Raw genomic sequence first — 16833 nt, 5'->3', positions numbered from 1 at the left:
ACGTAGCTTTCTCAGACGCCCGGCGCCTGACCGGCGATGGTGACGCGCTGCCCGTAGCGGTTGAGCGGGTAGTAGTCCCAGACCGCGTGGTGTTGTGTGCATCGGTTGTCCCAGAACACCATCGAGTTCAGCGTCCAGGGGATCCGGCAGACGAGCGGTGGCGTCAGTTCGATCATTCGATAGAGCATCTCAAGCACGCACCTGCTCTCGTAGCTGGTGAGCTGGACGATGCGGGACGTGAAGCCCCGGTTGACGAACAGCAGCTTGCGGCCGGTCTCGGGATGGCGCACCACGATCGGATGCTCGGCGGTCGGAAAGCCTCCCTCCGGCGCCTTGTGTTTGTAGTTGCCGACGTACGGAATCGCGCCGTCGTGAATGGCGGTCATGCCCTCGAGCAAACTCTTGAGTCGATCCGACAGCATGTCGTAGGCGAGGTACATGTTGGCGAACATGGTGTCGCCGCCGATGCCTCCCTCTGGCATCTGCGTGACGTAGAGCATTGAGCCCATTGGGGGTTCGGCATCGCACGACACATCCGTGTGCCAGCCTTCGCCGGCCACACTCCTGGAGTGCTTGCCAGCCTTGACCTCGAAGATCTCCGGGTCCTTGCCCGGCTTTACGGCGTTGAGCGGATGCACGTGCAACGCGCCGAAGCGCCGGCCGAGGCGCTTGTGCTGCTCGGGCGTCATCTGCTGGTCGCGGAAGATGACGACCAGATTCTCCAGCCACGCATGACGGATCTCGTCGAACTGTTGATCCGAGAGTTCGGTGGACAGATCCACGCCGCCGATTTCCGCGCCGATCGTGTGCGTCAGCGGCTTGACGCTGATGGTTTCGTAGTGCCGGCGAGGACGGCTGTTCCACGCCTCGATGGCGCTTAATCCATAGTCGTTCATTGTTTGCTTCCTTCCTTTCGTGATGCCAGGTATGTGTCTCGTAGGGTGTTCTTCGTGACCTTGCCCGCGCCGTTGCGCGGCAGCGCGTCGACGAACTCCACCAGGCGCGGTTTCTTATAACCGGCGATGCGCTCTGCGCAGTGGCGCTGCAGTTCTTCGGCCGTGGTCGTCGTGCCGGTGCGCGTGACCACGAAGGCCGCGACCGTCTCACCCCACTCGGAGTCGGGCAGCCCCAGCACGGCGGCTTCCGACACTGCGCAATGGCTGACGAGCGCATCTTCGACTTCGCGCGCGTAGACGTTGAAACCGCCCGAGATGATCATGTCCTTGTTGCGGCCGACGATGTACAGAAAGCCGGCCTTGTCGAAGTAGCCGAGATCACCCGTGTAGTACCAGCCGTCACGTACCGTTTCGGCAAGCAGTTCGGGCCGGCGCCAGAATTGCACCTCGCCGATGCCGCGATGCTCGATCGTGATTTCGCCGATCTCGTCCGGCGGCAGCGCGGCGCCGCTGGTGTCGCGGATCACGATGTGTACGTTGGCCGTCGGCCGTCCGCACGACAGCAAGCGGTGCTCCTGCGTCACATCACCGACCAGATGATCGTCTGGGTACAGCACAGTCAGCGGTTGCGCCGCTTCCGTCATGCCGTACTGCTGGCGCAGGATCGGCCCGAATGCGGCGATCGCACGCTTGATGAGCGCGGGCGGCGTCGGTGCAGTGCCATAGTGGATGCGCCGCAACGATGACAGATCCGCCTTGGCGCCGCCTTCCACTGCGTCGACCAGGCGGTTCAGCATCGTGGGCACGAGCATGATCTGGGTGATGCGGTACCGCTCGATCAATGCGAGCACCGCCCCCACGTCGAACCCGTCTTCTATCACGTTGCGCGCCCCGCACATGTAGCAGGGCAGCAAGTGGACTCCGGCTGCGTGCGTCAATGGGCCGACGTGCAACATCGCGTCGTCCGGACCAAGCCGATACTCCATCGCGTCGAAGTGATTGGTGAGGCGGGCCTGCCAGCGCGCGAGCGAGTAGGCCACCCCTTTGGGCTTGCCGGTCGTGCCCGAGGTATAGGCGAGGCGTAGCAGATGTTCGGAGCCGACCTCGATTGCGGGTGCTGTCTCGCTCGCGGTGCGGACAAGTGTCTCGTACTCGATCGTTCCCGGTGCCGACCATCCGAGCGCGACGACGTGCCTGAGCGCCGGCGCCGGGGCTGACGGCAGGCGGGCGGCCAGCCGCGCGCCGACGTCGCGGAACTCCGGGCCTACGATCACGATGGCAGCTTCGCAGTCGTTGAGGATATCCACCTGCTCATGCAGTGTGTGGCGGGCATTCAGTGGCACGTAGGTCAGCGCGGCCTTCTCCGCTCCGAAGAAGCTGTCTACGGTCTCTTCTGAATTGGCAAGCAGCGCCGCGATGCGCTCGCCGGGCTTCAGCCCGAGCGAGATCAGGGCGTTGGCCAGCCGATTGCTGCGTCGTTCGACCTCATCGAACGTGATGTTGCGGCCCTGAAAGACGAGGGCGGTTCGGCTCGCGTGCTGAGCCGATGCCCAGGAAATCATGCGGCCCGCAATCTGAGTGCTCATATAAAATTGTCCGATTGTCTACAATAGTAGGTGGCAAAGCACCGAAAATCGGTGCGGTACGTCAGCCTTGCTGAAGGTGCTTCACGGCTGCGACGCGCGACGCCTCGACGAGGCCTTCGAGAGCCGCTGCGGCGAGGTCGGCGTTGCCGGCCTCAAGGGCGATCACGAAGCTGCGCCAGCTGGCGGCCGACTGTGTGCGGCGTTGCGGTTCGCGCAATCCGAGCCGGGTATATCGCGCTGTCTGGTTGACGAGCGACTCCAGCATCTCCACCAGCCGATGGTTGTCGCAGGCGGCGAGTAGCAGCCGGCTGAGCAGCATGCTGATTTTCGCGTGCTCTTCCGTCGCGCTCTCCTGACCGCCGAGCGCTTCCAGAGCACGAACTTGCTGATCCACCGCCTTGATCAGTGCCGGCGGCGCAGGGCAGATCTTGCGGGCAAGCAGGCCGATGAGGGAGCGCCGAACCTCGAAGAGGTCGTTGACTTCCTTTGCGCTGAGTTGCGTGATGTGCGCGCCGCGCTGTGGCAAGATGCGCACGACGCCACTCTTTTCGAGGATCCGCAGCGCTTCCCGGATCGGGCCGCGGCTGACCTGGAACTGCGACGCCAGCTCCTGCTCGCGCACGCGATCGCCTGGCTGGTAGTCGCCTCGTAACACCGCGTCGGTGATGCTCTCTGCGATCTGTTCCGGCATGGTCAGGGGCCGCGGGCTGCCGCGGCCTCCGCGCGAACCGGTGGGGACCGCAACATCGGCAATGTTGTCGTCAGTGGTCGACATGATTCCGTTTAGCTTATGTAGGGTTGTAGTACTGCACCAGCAGTCTATCATAACGTATTCGTGTTGACAATATTACAATATTGCTTGGGCGTCAAGCCGACCGCTGCGCGAGTTGCTACCGCCCTTGAATCGATGCCTCAGGGACCACCATTTCGCCAGGATCGGCTTCCAGCTCACGGTCGCAAGTTTCTTCAGTCGCGTCTTCATGCTGATTCCGGCGCTGGCGTCAACCAGGCCGCCAACCCGGGACGCGTGACCATGAAAATCATGGGAGCACGGCCTCGCTGGCACCCTGAGGCGTCGGGGCCTTGCTACACAGGCGCCGCGCCGCCATCAGGAAGAACAGCGCCGACGCGATGGCCACGATATCCGCCCCCAACAACACCTTCGTGAGCGGCGCGCTTACGCCGGCGCGCGCCAGCGCGTCGCTCACCGAGCCAATGGCAAAGCTGCCGATGGCGACGGCGAAGACGTTGATCAGCAGCATGCAGCAACCGGTAATGGTCGAACGCATCTGCGGCGGGGTCAGGCTCTGGATGACCGTGATGGCCGGCCCATACAGCGCCAGCGGGAGGAAGAATCCGGCGCACATCCCCACGTAGAACAGCGGGGAGCCGGCCGGCGCCAGGCGGTAAGCGATCATCAGCGGCGCTGCCAGCAGCACCAGTATCAGCATGAACGTAGCGAGCCCGCCAGGGAGGCGGCGCGCATAGCGGTCGCCCAGCGCGCCACCGGCGATCGAACCCAGCGTGCCGAAGACGATCTGCAGCATCCCGATCGTCCTGGCGATACCGGCGCCATCGAAGCCGCGCTCACGCACCAGCCATAGTTGCGTGAATGAAAGCCCGGCCGCGACCATATGGACCAGTACGAAACCAGCGATCGTCAGCACGATCGCCGGGTTCCCTCGCAGCAGGGCAACGACGGCACGCACCTGCGCGGCGAAAGGTTCGCCGCGCGCGTCTTGCGGCCGCTCGTCGCGGTGCTCGCGCAGCAGCGATAGCGGCAGCGCGAGAGCCATCCCGATCGCGCCCAGCGCAAAAAAGGTCGTGCGCCAGCCATGCTCGGCGCCAAACGAGCCGGCGAGCAGGAAGCTACAGCCGATGCCAACCGGAATGCCCATGAAGAACAGGCCAATCGCCGCGCTTCGCCGCTGAGAGGCGAAGACTTCATACAGCAGCGCCACGGCGGCCGGGATCAAGGCGGCCTCGCCACTGGCGACGAGAAAGCGTGCTGCTACCATCTCCCCGAACGTGTGTGCCGTGCCGGAAGCCGCGGTGCATACGCTCCAGATGACGAGACCGACGGCGATCAGGCGGGGGCGACTGAAGCGGTCGGCGAGTGTTCCCATGAGCACCGACATCACACCGTAACTCAAGACCCACACGGCACCGACCAGGAAGCCGTACTGCGCGTTGCTGAGCGCCAGGTCCCGCGTGATCTGCGGCGAGAAGCCCAGCAGCATGTTGCGGTCGATTTGACCCAGAAGATGAATCGTCAATAGTGTGGCGAGCACAGCGCCCGGCCTGTTCTTCCAGTTCATGCGTGTCTCCTTTTCGGCGACATTGGCCGAATTCGTATGATTGTCGACACATTGGCCCCCAAATACCTTAGCAGAGCCGTGCGTCCTCAGTCGTGTTCGATCACCGAGAGGTCCTGGCCTTCACGCACCGCTTCGCCTTCCTTGACGAGTACGGAGATCAGGCGGCAGGTCTCGGGCGCTATCACTGGAATTTCCATCTTCATCGATTCCAGTGTCAGAACAACCTGATCTTCATCCATGCTGTCGCCGGGTTGCGCATCGATCCGGCCGAGGCCGGTGATCTTGCCGTCAGCCGGCGTCGACTCGCGATCGGCGGCTACTGCCGACGTGGCAAGCGTGCCGATTTCCTTGAACGAACCTTCGTCGAGCAGACGTTCGACACGTTCCCGGGCGTTCAGCGCGCCGGTCGCGCGCCGCTGCTCGAGCTTGGCGCTGCCTCCCATCGCCAGGGCATGGCGCACGCGGGCGTCGAATTGTTCAGACTGTTCTGAATATGTGGCGGTGGTCACAGGGGAGGCTCCGAAAGAGGTGTCGCGATGATGGCTACAATAACAGCAAGTCTTATTGTTGACAATGACACAATCTGTAAATATCATTGAGTCAAGGGAGCAGCCGCGGATACTGAAATGAATATTGAGACGAACACCGAAATGAAACGCGTTCTGGTCACGGGTGCGGCCGGCCTCATTGGCGACGCTCTGACAGAGTCCGAGGCGCTCGGCTTCGCGGCGCTCGGCTTTGCTCACGACGGAACCCCTTCGCGACTGGTTGTTCGCGCCATGGAGAATTGAGAGATGTCACTGACACACACAGACGTCACCCGGATCCTCGAACTGCTCGATCGAGCCGCCGAACTGGATTCGCTGGAGGTCAAGCTGGGCGACTTCGTCGTTCAGGCAAGCAAGCCCGGTGCCGTTGCCCCGGACAGCGCGGCGGTGTTTCGGCCCGCTGCGACGGCTTCGCCGGCAGCCATGCAAGTGACGCCGAACGCTGCGCCGGCCGCGGAAACCGCCGTGCAGATCCCGGAAGGCATGGTCGCAATCCGTGCCCCGATGGTGGGTACCTTCTATAGCAGCCCGCGCCCGGGCGAGCCGCTGTTCGTCGAAGAGGGCGGGGTCGTCGAGGCTGACACGACCGTTTGCCTCGTCGAGGTCATGAAAATGTTCAATTCGGTGGAGAGCGCCACGCGCGGCATCGTTCACAAGATTCTGGTCCGTAACGGCGAACTGGTGCAGCACAACCAGGTGCTCATGCTGATCGCGCCGCTTCCCGCCTGACCGAAACGAGGAGAGTCACTCATGGTTCCAGTCGTCAAGCACGACATCCGGCGCGTCTTTGTCGCCAATCGCGGCGAGATCGCCGTGCGTATCATTCGCGCCTGCCGCAGCCTCGGCATCGAGACGGTAGCTGGCCTCTCAGAGGCGGACGTCGAAAGCCAGGCCGCGCGCCTCGCCGACCAGCACGTCGTACTTGGCCCGCCCCCGGCTTCGGAGAGCTATCTCAAGATCGCCAATCTGGTACGCGCTGCGAAAGAATCGGGCTGCGATGCGGTGCACCCCGGTTACGGCTTCCTTTCTGAGCGCCCGGCGTTTGCCCGCGCCTGCGCAGAAGCGGGGCTCATCTTCATCGGCCCGTCGCCCGAAGCGATCGACGCGATGGGCGACAAGATTACCGCCGTGGGCCTCGCCGCCAAGGCCGGCGTGCCGCGCGTGCCGGGCTCCGGCGCGTTGGCCGACCCTGAAGCCGCGCGCCGGATCGCCGCGGAAATCGGTTATCCGGTGCTGATGAAGGCGACCGCGGGCGGCGGCGGTCGCGGCATGCGCGTCGTGCGCTCCGACGACGAGGTCGAAGCCGCGTTCAAGTCGGCATCGTCGGAAGCCCAATCGGCCTTTGGCGATGCGACGCTCTATGTCGAGAAGTTCATCGAGAAGGCGCGGCACATCGAGATCCAGGTGATGGGCGACCAGCATGGCAACGTGGTGCACCTTGGCGAGCGCGAATGCTCGACCCAGCGCAGGCACCAGAAGCTCATTGAAGAGGCACCGTCGCCGTTCCTCTCGGATGAGATGCGCGTGCAGATGGGCGAAGCAGCCGTGGGCCTGGCGCGTAACGTCGGGTACTTCGGGGCCGGCACGATCGAGTTCGTGGTCGACGACAGGGACGGCAAGTTCTATTTCCTTGAGATGAACACCCGCATCCAGGTCGAGCACCCGGTCACGGAAGAGGTGACGGGGCGCGACCTGGTGGCAGAGCAGATTCGCGTCGCCTGTGGGCTGCCGCTGTCGTTCAGTCAGCAGGACATTGCGCTCGACGGTCACGCGATCGAATGCCGCATCAATGCCGAGGACCCGGACAAAAACTTCCTGCCGCGGCCCGGACGTATTGATCGGTGGCAGCCACCCTCGGGCGAGGGCGTGCGGCTTGACACGCATTGCCATGAGGGCTACACGGTGCCGCCGTACTACGACTCGCTGATCGCCAAGCTGATCGTTCATGCGCCGACGCGCGCCGAGGCGATCGCGCGAATGAGCCGGGCGCTGGCCGACTTCCACATCGAAGGTCCGGCTACGACGATCGCGTTCCACGAGGCAGTCCTCGAGCATGACGATTTTGCGAAGGGCCAGGTCACAACCCGCTGGGTCGAAGACACTTTTATTCCGGCCCGCAAGGCGGCGCTGAAGGCGGCCACGGCCGTGGAGGTGCAATCATGATCGCGCGCGTTCAGTTCTCCGACGTGAGCTTGACCGACGGACAGACCGTCACCTGGTCGGGCGCGCTGACCACGGCGATGGCGCAGCTTCCGCTCGCGCGAATGGCGGGAACAGGCGTCACTGAGGTCGAGGTCATCAGCACCACTACGTTTCATGAGTGCCTTGCCCGTGGCGAGGATCCCTGGCAGCGCGTGACGGCATTGCGTGCGGCCGCCGGGTCGCTGGTACTGCGTGCACGTCTCGACCTCCTGACCGAACACGGCGGCCGCGGTGCCGACGTGCTGTCGCCCGACGTCGGCGCGGCCTGGATCGCCGAGCTCGCTGCGCGTGGCATCGCGCAGGTTGTCATCGTCGATCCGCTGTTGCAGCGCGACCGGTTGCGCCCGATGTTCCTCGCGGCGCGCCGGGCCGGTGTCAGCGCCATCGGTGTGCTGCCGTACGACGCCGCCGAGCGTCGCACGGACGCGTGGTACTGCACGCAGGCCGCGCACCTTGTGGCCGACGGGGCCGACCGCGTGATGCTGCGCGACGAGGCCGGCGTGCTGACGGTGGACCGCATCGCGACGTTGTTCCCGTTGCTGCTCGAGACGCTGCGGGCGACGCCATTGCAATTGCATACGCGTTGCCAGACGGCGCTCGCGCCGCAGGTCGTCATCGAAGCGGTGCGCCTGGGCGTGGCGGGCATCGACACGGCACTGCCATGCGTGGCTAACGGCGCGTCGGTGCCGTCGCTGACGAGACTGGTGCGTTCGCTCGCACTGCTCGGCGTCGACGCCGATGTGCCAGACATGGCCAGTGTTGCCGAAGCGGACGCGGAACTGGCTCGGATTGCCGACGCTGAGGGCTTGCCGGCCGGTGCGCCGTGGGTGTTCGACGTGGCACCCTATGTTCACCAGTTGCCAGGAGAAATCGCGGCGCAGGCGATGGACGCGTTGACCCAGTCCGGTCAGCTTGCCGGGCTGCACGCGTTTGCAGAGGAGTGCGCTCGTGTGCGCGCCGAGGTTGGAAACCCGCCGATGGTCGCGCCGTTCGCCGGACCCATCGCGGCCCAGGCGTGGCAGCACTTCAATGGCATGGCGCGCTATGCCGAGCTCCAGCCCGGCCTGCGCCGCATCCTGCTCGGCGCCTACGGGCCGGTCGACGGCGCATTCGATCGCGAACTGCAACAACGGGTCGGAGCGCTGGGGAAGATTGAATGCAAGAGCCTCGAGGACATCCGCCGCGCGATGCCTCTGCTTGACGATGCGTCGCGCCTGCTGGCGCATGCTTTCGCGGCAAACCCGTCGTCAGTGCCTCGTGAGTCGAGCGCCGCCGAACTGACTTATCGGCCGGCTTCACCCTGGGACCGCCTGGCGCTTGGTCTCCTCCAGCGCTCGCAGCGTTACGCATTGCTGAGCGTGACGGGCCCGGGCGTCGATATCCGCCTTCACCAGTGCAAGGAGTAGCCTCAATGTTCGAACACCTGAAGAGTCTCGTCGCGGCTCAGACCGCGCGCACTGGCAAGCGCCGTACCATCCACCTGACAGACGACACGCTGCGCGATGCCCAGCAATGCCTGTGGGCCACCCGCATGCGCACTGAGCACATGCTGCCCATCGCCGAACGCATGGACCAGGCCGGCTTCGTCTCGATGCAGACGATCGCGCTGGTCCAGTTCGATGCGAGCGTGCTGTTCCTGAATCAGGACCCGTTCGAGCGCATCCGCCTGCTGCGTGAGCGGATCACCCGCACGCCGATGCGTGGCGCCGTTCGTAGCAACCTGATGCGCGGTTTCTTTCCGGTGGCCGACGATATCACCGACCTCTTTGTCGAACGGCAGATCGCCAACGGCATCCGCGAAGTTGCAGTTTTCGATGCATTGCTGTGCTCGGACAATCTCGCCTCGAGCATCGGCACGGCACATCGGCTCGGCGCCAATGTGACGCTCGGACTCGGCTACAACATCGCGCCCGGTTATGACGACGCGCTATATGCGCGGAAAGCGCGCGAAGGTGTCGAGCGTTTCGGCGTACAGACCGTCGCGCTTGGCGATGCGGCTGGCATCCTCACGATCGACAGGGTCCGCACGCTCGTGCCGGCGCTGAAGCAGGCGATCGGCGACAAGCGGCTGGAATTCAACACGCACTGCTTGACCGGGCTCGGGCCATGGCTCGCGATCGAGGCCGCGGTGCACGGCGCGGACAGCATCCTGACGGCGGTCGATCCGCTGGCCAACGGCAATTCGCTGCCGGCCAGCCAGATGATTGCGCGCAATCTGCGCGAGATCGGCTTTGATGTCGTGGTCAACGACGGCTTGCTCGACGAGGTTGGGGACTACCTCGGCGCAGTGGCGCAACGGGAGCAGCAACCGGTCGGGGCGCCTGCCGAGTACGAACCCAGTCACTACGTTACCCAGTACGCGGGCGGCGCGATGAGCAATCTGGAATCGCAACTCAGGCAGGCCGGGATCGCCGACAAGCTGCCTGCGGTGCTCGAAGAGATTGGCCGCGTGCGCGTCGAACTCGGCTCGCCGATCATGGTCACGCCTTATCCCGCGATCGTCGCGGCACAGGCGGTGATGAACGTCCTCAACAACGAGCGCTACAAGGTGGTGCCTGACGAAGTGAAGAAGTACGTCTGCGACTATTTCGGCGAGTTGCCCTTGCCTGTGGATCCCGACGTCAAGGACCGCATCCTCCAGAGCGGTTCGCGCGATGTCGCGCTCACACCGCCGCCGCTCGAACCGGTGCTGCCGGGCCTTCGCAAGCGCTACCCGAAACTGGACGATGACGCCCTGCTGCTGCGCTATATGTATGGCGACGAGAAGATCGACGGTCTGTCACCCACGGGCAACGGCGACGAGTTCAGCGTGCGCAATCCGCTCGCCGATCTGGTCGCAGGTCTCGGACGGATTCGACGGCGCGTCCAGGTCACTGGCGCGACCTTTGGAGCCAGCATATGAGCCGGCCGCTACCCCAACCGACCACGGAGACCGCGCCGTTCTGGGCGGCCGCCAGGGCGGGCAGGCTCGCGATACAGCGCTGCACCGCCTGTGCACGGCATCAGTTCTACCCCCGACCGTTCTGCACCGTTTGCCTGTGCGACGACATGGAGTGGGTTGATGCGAGCGGCCGGGGACGAATCTACACCTACACGATCTGCCACATTGCCGCCAACCCGGCGATGGCCGGCAAGGTGCCTTACGCGATCGCGATGATCGACCTGGCCGAGGGTGTCCGCATGCTCACCCAGATCGTCGATTCCGACCTGGATCAGCTCAGCGTCGGCGCGCCGGTCGAAGTGGTGTTCGAGTCGATCAGCGACGACATCACGCTTCCTCAATTCAAACTCTCGGTGGCTTCATGATTACAGACTCGTTCGATGCCGGCGCGGCGAAGTTTCCCGACCGCGTCTGCCTCCAGGATTCGAATACCCGGCTCACATACGCAGAGGTGGAGAGTAATTCGCATGCGGTCGCCTTCGCGCTCGGCGAACTCGGCCTCGGCGACGCCCATGTCGGTATCCTGACGCCGAATAATCTGATCGGCTTCGTCGCGATGCTCGGTATCCTTCGCTCCGGCGCCACTTACGTGCCGCTGAACGGGCGCGACGCCATTGACGACCTGATCTGGTTCATGCATTTCACCGAGGTGAGTGCGCTCGTGTGCCACGCGCAGTTCACCCCGCACCTGGCGCGCGTTCGAGAAGGCGTACCGACGCTAAAGGTCGTGATCGGCCTCGACGAGCCAGTTGAGGAAGGCGGGCCGTGCATCGCCGGCTGGAGCCGCGCCCACGCGGGCCGCCGCGTCGCCGTGCGTAAGCCGCTCGACGCTGTCGCGCAGATCAAGTCGTCCGGCGGCACCACCGGACGGCCCAAGGCCATCATGCAGACCCATCGCTCGCTGCTGACCGCATACCGCATCCAGAACCAGTTTGCCGTGCCCGAGAAGGACCCCGTGCATCTTGTGGTGGCGCCGCTTACGCACGCCGCGGGCGCGACGACGATGGCGATGGCGATCTTCGGCGCACGCAACGTGCTCACGCCGTCGCCAGACGCCGGCGGCATCCTCGAGGCGATCGAGCGCGAGAAGGTCACGCACCTGTTCCTCACGCCGACCATGATCTACCGGTTGCTCGCGCATCCGGACGCCAGCCGTCGCGATGCTTCGTCGCTCGAATGTGTGATGTACGGCGCCGCGCCGATGTCGGTGGAGAAGCTGAGGGAGGCGCTGGCCTTGTGGGGGCCGGTGTTTTTCCAGGCCTACGGACAGGCAGAAGTACCGGGCGTTATCACCTGCCTGTCGCGCTCTGACCATGAAGTCGGCGACGATCCGAGGCACCTGAAGCGCCTAAGCTCGGCGGGCCGGCCCACGGGCGCCTGCGAAGTGGCGCTGATGGACGATGACGGGCAAATCGTCGGTGTGGGCGAGCGCGGTGAGATCGTGGCCAAGGGCGAACTGGTGTCGCCGGGGTACTTCAACAACCCGCAGGCCAATGCCGATGCGCACCAGTTCGGTTGGCATCACACCGGCGATATCGGCGAGTTCGACGCCGACGGCTACCTGTACATTGTCGACCGCAAGAAGGACATGATCATCTCCGGTGGATTCAACATCTATCCCGGCGAGATCGAACAGGTGATCTGGGGGCATCCGGCCGTACAGGACTGTGCCGTGGTCGGCATCCCCGACGAGGACTGGGGTGAGCGCGTCACCGCAGTGGTCGAGCTCAAGCCCGGCCAGTCGGTCAGCGCCGACGAACTGATCGCGATGTGCAGGCAGCGCCTGGGCAGCACCAAGGCCCCCAAGGATGTGGTGTTCTGGGAAACGTTGCCGCGCAGTACGGTCGGCAAGGTGCTCAAGAAGGACATCCGCTTGCAGTTCGGCGCGAAGAGGTAGGCGGCGATGAAGAAGCATGCACTCGCTCACCAATATGCGATCGTCGGCATCGACGAGGCTGGACTCGGCAAGGCCGGCCCCGGAGACACGGCGCTCAGCCTGCAATGCCGCTCCGCGCGCGGCGCGATGCTCGACGCAGGCATCGCGCCGCACGATATCGATGGCGTGTTCGCCTACTGGGACGACCGCGCGGCCGGTCTGCTGGTTACCGAATACCTCGGCCTGAAGCCGCGCTACGTTGACAGCACCCTGGTGGGCGGCCAGTCGAACATCACGAACCTTGTCCACGCGATCGGCGCCATCGAGGCCGGCCTGTGCAACGTGGCGCTGATCACCTACGGTAGTACGCAGCGACTGGACCGCAGCCGCCAGAAGGGCGGCCACGCTACCGACCCACGCTCGCCCAACGGACAGTTCATCCAGCCCTATGGAATGCTGAGTCCAATTGGTTTCTACGCGATGCAGGCGCAGCTGCACATGCATCGCTACGGCACGAAGCCGGAGGACTTTGGCGAAGTCGCGCTGGCCGCTCGCAAGTGGGCACAGCTGAATCCGAACGCGGCGGCGCGTGAGGACCTGACGATGGAGGCCTACCTGGCTGCGCCGATGGTGTCCGATCCGCTGCGCAAGTACGACATCTGCCAGGTGACCGACGGTGCCGGAGCGATGATCGTGACGCGCGCGGACCGTGCCCGCGACCTGAGGAAGCGCCCGGTTGTCGTACGAGGCTTCGACGATGCATATCTGCACCATACGACGCCGCTACGCAGCAACGACTGGCTCGACGACGATGTTCTCGCGACGTGCGGCGCCAACGCACTGGCGATGGCGCAGACGAGCCGCAGCGACCTCGACGTCGTGCAGATCTACGATGCGTTCACGATCAACGTCTTGCACGGCCTGGAGGCCTTGGGCTTCTGCGCGCCGGGCGAGGCAGGCGCGTTCGTGCGCGACGGCCGGATCGCGCCGGGCGGCGCATTCCCGCTCAACACGTCGGGGGGCGGGCTGTCGTTCAACCACTCCGGACAATTCGGCATGCAGCTCATGATCGAGGCGGTCCGGCAGATGCGCGGCGAGGCCGGGGAGCGCCAGGTGAAGGATGCGCGATCGTGTCTGGTTCAGGCCGGTGGTCTCGTCATGTCGGCGTACATGGTGATGGTCCTGGGAGCCGACTGAGCATGCTGTTCGCGGTACCGATGGCGGACACCACGAAGGTCAAATCGCGAGTGGCGGACACCGAACGCCGTCGTGTCGGCCGATGCGGTGTTGCTTCGTGTTACTGGCAAGGTGTTGGAAAACGGCGTGCGTGGGTAGTTTGAGCACTATTCGTAGCCGTCGTCTGATGACAGCGACGGATTACGTTGTGAAGGTGGATCTGGCAGTTGCGGGTTGAGCATATAAATTAATTAGGAGACAGAATGAAGTTGAAAGGAATCGCTGTGGTCGCGTTGGCCGCAATCGGAACTTCGGCGTACGCGCAGTCGTCGGTGACGTTGTATGGCGTCATTGATTCCGGTCTGCTTTATCAGAGCACCTCGGCTGCCTCCTTCAGCCCGGCGGCGAAGAACCTCGGGAAGGTCTATCGCTACAAGGACGGTGGCATCTATTCGAGTCTCTGGGGCATGAAAGGCACCGAGGATATCGGCGGCGGCTACCACGTCAACTTCAGGCTGCAGGGCGTGTTCGACAGTGGCACCGGCAAGTTCGGTCTCTCTGATACGCCGGGCGTTGCGGCGCAGTTCAATCAGGTCGCGACCGTCGGCCTCTCCGGCCCGTTCGGTTCGGTCAACCTGGGCCGCCAGATCGTGCCGATGGCCTACGCGATGGCGGAGACCGACGTTCGCTCGGGCCAGTACTTCGGCAGCATCCTGACCGCGTGGCTGGGCATGAACACGGCGGCGGGCTGGCCGGGCACCAGTACCAACGGACCAATCGGCGCGCTGTACGACAGCAATGCGATCGTCTATCAGTCGCCGAGCTTCGGCGGCGTGAGCGGCGCGCTCGAATACGCGCCAGGCGGCGTCGCGGGAAGCTTCCAGGGTGGCACGCGCGAATCGGCGGTGCTGAAGTATTCGAATTACGGGCTGAAGCTGTCGGCGGTGTACTACAACGGTCATGATACGAACCCCGGTCCGACGACCGTCCCCACCGGGCTCGACAACAATCGCTTCTGGTATCTGGGTGCGCTGTACACGATCAAGGGCTTCTCCGTTTCAGCGTCCTACAGTAACGGCAAGAATCCCGCGCACTCGAATCTGGTCGACCTGGACCTGTATTCGGTCGGGCTCGGCTATCGCTTTACGCCGGCTTTCCAGGTCACGAGTGGCCTGTATTACCTGAAGGACAAGAATAACTCGGCCAACAAGTCGACCGAGATCGCCGCGGGAGCCGAATACAGCCTTTCCAAAGCCACGCTGGTTTATGCGCAGGTTGGCTACGTGAACAACAAAGGCAACGCGACCACGACCATCACCTATGGCGCGCCCGTGGCGCCACGCATGGGAACCACCGCGGTCAACATCGGTCTGCGTCACTCTTTCTGATCGAACCCGGGACCGGCTCGCACACCCTTCGTACGCGAGCCGCGTCCTATCGCGGCGGGCGCCGAGCGACAGCGGCGAAAGTTGTCGCCACCCGGAAAGGCGGGATGAGCATTGACCTTCCTCACCGACTCGTCATAGTGAGGACCGTGCGAAACCACAGGGCCAATTCCGTCATCAGATTTTCAGACGCGACACCTTGGTACCCGAGAGGGAGACGTCGCCCATCAGACCGGCATTCGTCAGCACGAACGCTTCGACCGGCGCGGTTGCCGTGTTCGTATCAATCACCCCGTTCGCTCCTACCTTCACAAGCGCGACCGATCCTTCGCCCCCTGCTGACCAGCCGTCGGAGCGGCGAAAGCGGTTGAGCGCATCACGCGTCATGAACAGGAAGATGATGGCCTTGGATTGGCCACCCGCCTGGAGGCCGAACGAACCGGATACCGTACTGTAGTAGCCCACCGACTTCCCGCCTACGCGCAATGCACCTTCGCCGTATTGACCGCCCACGACGAAGCCGGCTTGAATCACGGAGGGGAACACGAGCACGCCGTTCGCCTTTGCGACAAGTTCCCGCGAACCCCTGACGTTCGCGTAGAGTCGCGACATGGTGCCCTGGACCTTTGCATCGATTGACCGACGTTTCGCTGCGTTGGACTCGCTGGTCGCTGCATGACTCGTCGTGGCCGTACAAGCCGCGAACGAAAGACCGGCGACAGCGAGCGCGGCAGCCCCTGTCCGTATGAAGTTTCGCCTTTGCATCGCGACCTCCATCATGGTTCGTTGCTAAATTCCTACTGAGGGAGCAACTGACTAAGGTTATATACCATAGCTCTGTTTCGTCCTTCGCCGCAATTCACGGACTGAGTCGATCATTGCGATTTTCCGCCCTGACCGCCGTCCTTATCGGCGCACGCAGACAGCGAACATTGGCGCCTATTCGCTCGCTCCCGTCTCTCATCATAGCGGCAACTGGACAGACAAAATCAGGTCAGGGTCGCGCGCGGATGTTTCTCACCGGAGCCGAATGCTTTCCCGCGAGGCGAAGATCCGTTGAGGGTCGCCTACGGAAGTTCGCCGTCGGACCAGGTCCAGCCAGGTCCAGCCAGCTTCAGTCAATCGACAAAGACTTGCGACCGTCCGCTAACGAACCGGCGGGCGACGCGCCCTATAACTCAGCTAATCGGCAGCACTTCAGGAAACCGCGACGCTGTCGTTAACGATTAGACCAAGAGCCGAAACAGTCGGCTGCATCTGATTTGCCTGGAGTACATTCCGGCCGCTCTCTCAGGTTCTGGCAGCGTTTTCCCCTCGGAAATACCAGGACCTTTCCAAGCCGATCCTTTATGGGATCGGTTTTTTTTCGTCCGGCTCCCCCGCGCACTCGGCGATAGCCGGGCGTTGCTAGCATGCGCGGATCAGCCGGTGTTAGGTGCCAAGCTGTGGACGGTGCGGCATCCAGTCTAGCCAACCCCGGCTATCGTTGGCTATCCACTCGCGGGCCTCGGCATCGTCGGTGAAGCCAGTGATCTGCTGTTCGTAACCGTCAGGCCACGTAGCTCGCACGAAATACCCCGATCGGTCATTGAGTTGCACCGCTTCAAACGTGATGCTTTGCGCATCGCTCATCTTGGCCCCCGTATTTTTTGTGTCTCGATCATACGGCGCTGGACGGGTGTCCTGTTGGAATCCGGGTTCTAATCCGGCAGGCGGAGGACAACGTGGTTTGCCAGGATAAGAAGTTGCCCGTCAACGATTGTCAGGCGATTAAGTGCGCTCCCCGGGAAAGGCGATCGGAATTTCTTCGGCGCGAAGTCGGCATCCGCCCACCAGAATTAAAGTAAGAATCCCCGATGCGTGTTCCCCGCTGTGAAGGAAACGGAGCCAAGGCCCTGCCCAAAC

General features: G+C 63.8%; 15 protein-coding genes. 8 read left to right on the top strand and 7 right to left on the bottom strand.

Features of this window, described 5'->3' with window-relative positions:
• Positions 1 to 11 precede the first annotated feature (11 nt).
• The 5 genes from M0D67_RS33160 to M0D67_RS33140 form a co-directional block, all read right to left on the bottom strand.
• Entirely contained in the window at positions 12 to 896 is an 885-nt protein-coding gene (locus M0D67_RS33160) for a TauD/TfdA family dioxygenase (protein ID WP_154564053.1), read from the bottom strand.
• Positions 893 to 2482, bottom strand: a complete 1590-nt coding sequence (locus M0D67_RS33155) for a class I adenylate-forming enzyme family protein (RefSeq protein WP_154564055.1) — start codon at positions 2480 to 2482, stop codon at positions 893 to 895. Before M0D67_RS33155 ends, M0D67_RS33160 begins: the two co-directional genes overlap by 4 nt.
• Before the next feature lie 61 nt (positions 2483 to 2543).
• Positions 2544 to 3257 (bottom strand): GntR family transcriptional regulator, encoded by a 714-nt coding sequence (locus M0D67_RS33150; protein ID WP_166618251.1) that lies wholly within the window; start codon positions 3255 to 3257, stop codon positions 2544 to 2546.
• A 265-nt stretch (positions 3258 to 3522) separates the two neighbouring features.
• Entirely contained in the window at positions 3523 to 4800 is a 1278-nt protein-coding gene (locus M0D67_RS33145) for an MFS transporter (RefSeq protein WP_154564059.1), read from the bottom strand.
• A gap of 86 nt (positions 4801 to 4886) precedes the next feature.
• On the bottom strand, positions 4887 to 5546 hold the full coding sequence (locus M0D67_RS33140) for an acetyl-CoA carboxylase biotin carboxyl carrier protein subunit (RefSeq protein WP_154564061.1): 660 nt from the start codon (positions 5544 to 5546) through the stop codon (positions 4887 to 4889).
• 48 nt (positions 5547 to 5594) lie between these two features.
• Between M0D67_RS33140 and M0D67_RS33135 the strand changes: the two genes are divergently transcribed.
• The 8 genes from M0D67_RS33135 to M0D67_RS33100 all read left to right on the top strand — a co-directional run bounded on the left by M0D67_RS33135 (position 5595) and on the right by M0D67_RS33100 (position 14931).
• Positions 5595 to 6077 (top strand): biotin/lipoyl-containing protein, encoded by a 483-nt coding sequence (locus M0D67_RS33135; protein ID WP_154564063.1) that lies wholly within the window; start codon positions 5595 to 5597, stop codon positions 6075 to 6077.
• 21 nt (positions 6078 to 6098) lie between these two features.
• On the top strand, positions 6099 to 7511 hold the full coding sequence (accC, locus tag M0D67_RS33130; RefSeq protein WP_154564065.1) for an acetyl-CoA carboxylase biotin carboxylase subunit: 1413 nt from the start codon (positions 6099 to 6101) through the stop codon (positions 7509 to 7511).
• Positions 7508 to 8956 carry a hypothetical protein gene (locus M0D67_RS33125; RefSeq protein WP_154564067.1) on the top strand — a complete coding sequence of 483 codons (1449 nt, stop codon included), beginning with the start codon at positions 7508 to 7510 and terminating at the stop codon, positions 8954 to 8956. The genes accC and M0D67_RS33125 overlap by 4 nt, the downstream gene beginning before the upstream one ends.
• Positions 8957 to 8961: 5 nt before the next feature.
• Positions 8962 to 10452, top strand: coding sequence for a carboxylase (locus tag M0D67_RS33120; protein WP_154564069.1), 1491 nt, complete (start codon positions 8962 to 8964; stop codon positions 10450 to 10452).
• Entirely contained in the window at positions 10449 to 10856 is a 408-nt protein-coding gene (locus M0D67_RS33115) for a Zn-ribbon domain-containing OB-fold protein (protein WP_154564071.1), read from the top strand. Before M0D67_RS33120 ends, M0D67_RS33115 begins: the two co-directional genes overlap by 4 nt.
• Positions 10853 to 12388: a class I adenylate-forming enzyme family protein gene (locus M0D67_RS33110; protein WP_154564073.1), complete on the top strand. Its 1536-nt coding sequence runs from the start codon at positions 10853 to 10855 to the stop codon at positions 12386 to 12388. Before M0D67_RS33115 ends, M0D67_RS33110 begins: the two co-directional genes overlap by 4 nt.
• A 6-nt stretch (positions 12389 to 12394) precedes the next feature.
• A complete protein-coding gene (locus M0D67_RS33105; protein WP_154564075.1) occupies positions 12395 to 13564 on the top strand; it encodes a thiolase in 1170 nt (389 codons plus the stop codon).
• Positions 13565 to 13806: 242 nt separating this feature from the next.
• The gene (locus M0D67_RS33100; RefSeq protein ID WP_154564077.1) at positions 13807 to 14931 is read left to right on the top strand and encodes a porin; all 1125 of its coding nucleotides are present in this window, start codon (positions 13807 to 13809) and stop codon (positions 14929 to 14931) included.
• Positions 14932 to 15105: 174 nt separating this feature from the next.
• On the opposite strand, the gene M0D67_RS33095 is transcribed toward M0D67_RS33100, so the two are convergent.
• Together M0D67_RS33095 and M0D67_RS33090 are read right to left on the bottom strand one after the other, a co-directional pair.
• Complete coding sequence (locus M0D67_RS33095; protein ID WP_154564079.1) at positions 15106 to 15693, bottom strand: YSC84-related protein; 588 nt, start codon at positions 15691 to 15693, stop codon at positions 15106 to 15108.
• A 666-nt stretch (positions 15694 to 16359) separates the two neighbouring features.
• Complete coding sequence (locus M0D67_RS33090; RefSeq protein ID WP_154560257.1) at positions 16360 to 16560, bottom strand: hypothetical protein; 201 nt, start codon at positions 16558 to 16560, stop codon at positions 16360 to 16362.
• Positions 16561 to 16833: the final 273 nt, after the last annotated feature.

The organism is Paraburkholderia sp. SECH4, from assembly GCF_030511745.1.
In the GTDB taxonomy this organism is placed as follows: domain Bacteria; phylum Pseudomonadota; class Gammaproteobacteria; order Burkholderiales; family Burkholderiaceae; genus Paraburkholderia; species Paraburkholderia madseniana.
Note: the sequence above shows the minus strand (reverse complement) of the source record. Positions and strands in the feature narration are given on the sequence as shown.

Bases quoted from the DNA above. Each gene is read 5' to 3' on its own strand.
- M0D67_RS33160 (WP_154564053.1), bottom strand. From the start codon at position 896: ATGAACGACTATGGATTAAGCGCCATCGAGGCGTGGAACAGCCGTCCT.
- M0D67_RS33155 (WP_154564055.1), bottom strand. From the start codon at position 2,482: ATGAGCACTCAGATTGCGGGCCGCATGATTTCCTGGGCATCGGCTCAG.
- M0D67_RS33150 (WP_166618251.1), bottom strand. From the start codon at position 3,257: ATGTCGACCACTGACGACAACATTGCCGATGTTGCGGTCCCCACCGGT.
- M0D67_RS33145 (WP_154564059.1), bottom strand. From the start codon at position 4,800: ATGAACTGGAAGAACAGGCCGGGCGCTGTGCTCGCCACACTATTGACG.
- M0D67_RS33135 (WP_154564063.1), top strand. From the start codon at position 5,595: ATGTCACTGACACACACAGACGTCACCCGGATCCTCGAACTGCTCGAT.
- accC (WP_154564065.1), top strand. From the start codon at position 6,099: ATGGTTCCAGTCGTCAAGCACGACATCCGGCGCGTCTTTGTCGCCAAT.
- M0D67_RS33125 (WP_154564067.1), top strand. From the start codon at position 7,508: ATGATCGCGCGCGTTCAGTTCTCCGACGTGAGCTTGACCGACGGACAG.
- M0D67_RS33120 (WP_154564069.1), top strand. From the start codon at position 8,962: ATGTTCGAACACCTGAAGAGTCTCGTCGCGGCTCAGACCGCGCGCACT.
- M0D67_RS33115 (WP_154564071.1), top strand. From the start codon at position 10,449: ATGAGCCGGCCGCTACCCCAACCGACCACGGAGACCGCGCCGTTCTGG.
- M0D67_RS33110 (WP_154564073.1), top strand. From the start codon at position 10,853: ATGATTACAGACTCGTTCGATGCCGGCGCGGCGAAGTTTCCCGACCGC.
- M0D67_RS33105 (WP_154564075.1), top strand. From the start codon at position 12,395: ATGAAGAAGCATGCACTCGCTCACCAATATGCGATCGTCGGCATCGAC.
- M0D67_RS33100 (WP_154564077.1), top strand. From the start codon at position 13,807: ATGAAGTTGAAAGGAATCGCTGTGGTCGCGTTGGCCGCAATCGGAACT.
- M0D67_RS33095 (WP_154564079.1), bottom strand. From the start codon at position 15,693: ATGCAAAGGCGAAACTTCATACGGACAGGGGCTGCCGCGCTCGCTGTC.
- M0D67_RS33090 (WP_154560257.1), bottom strand. From the start codon at position 16,560: ATGAGCGATGCGCAAAGCATCACGTTTGAAGCGGTGCAACTCAATGAC.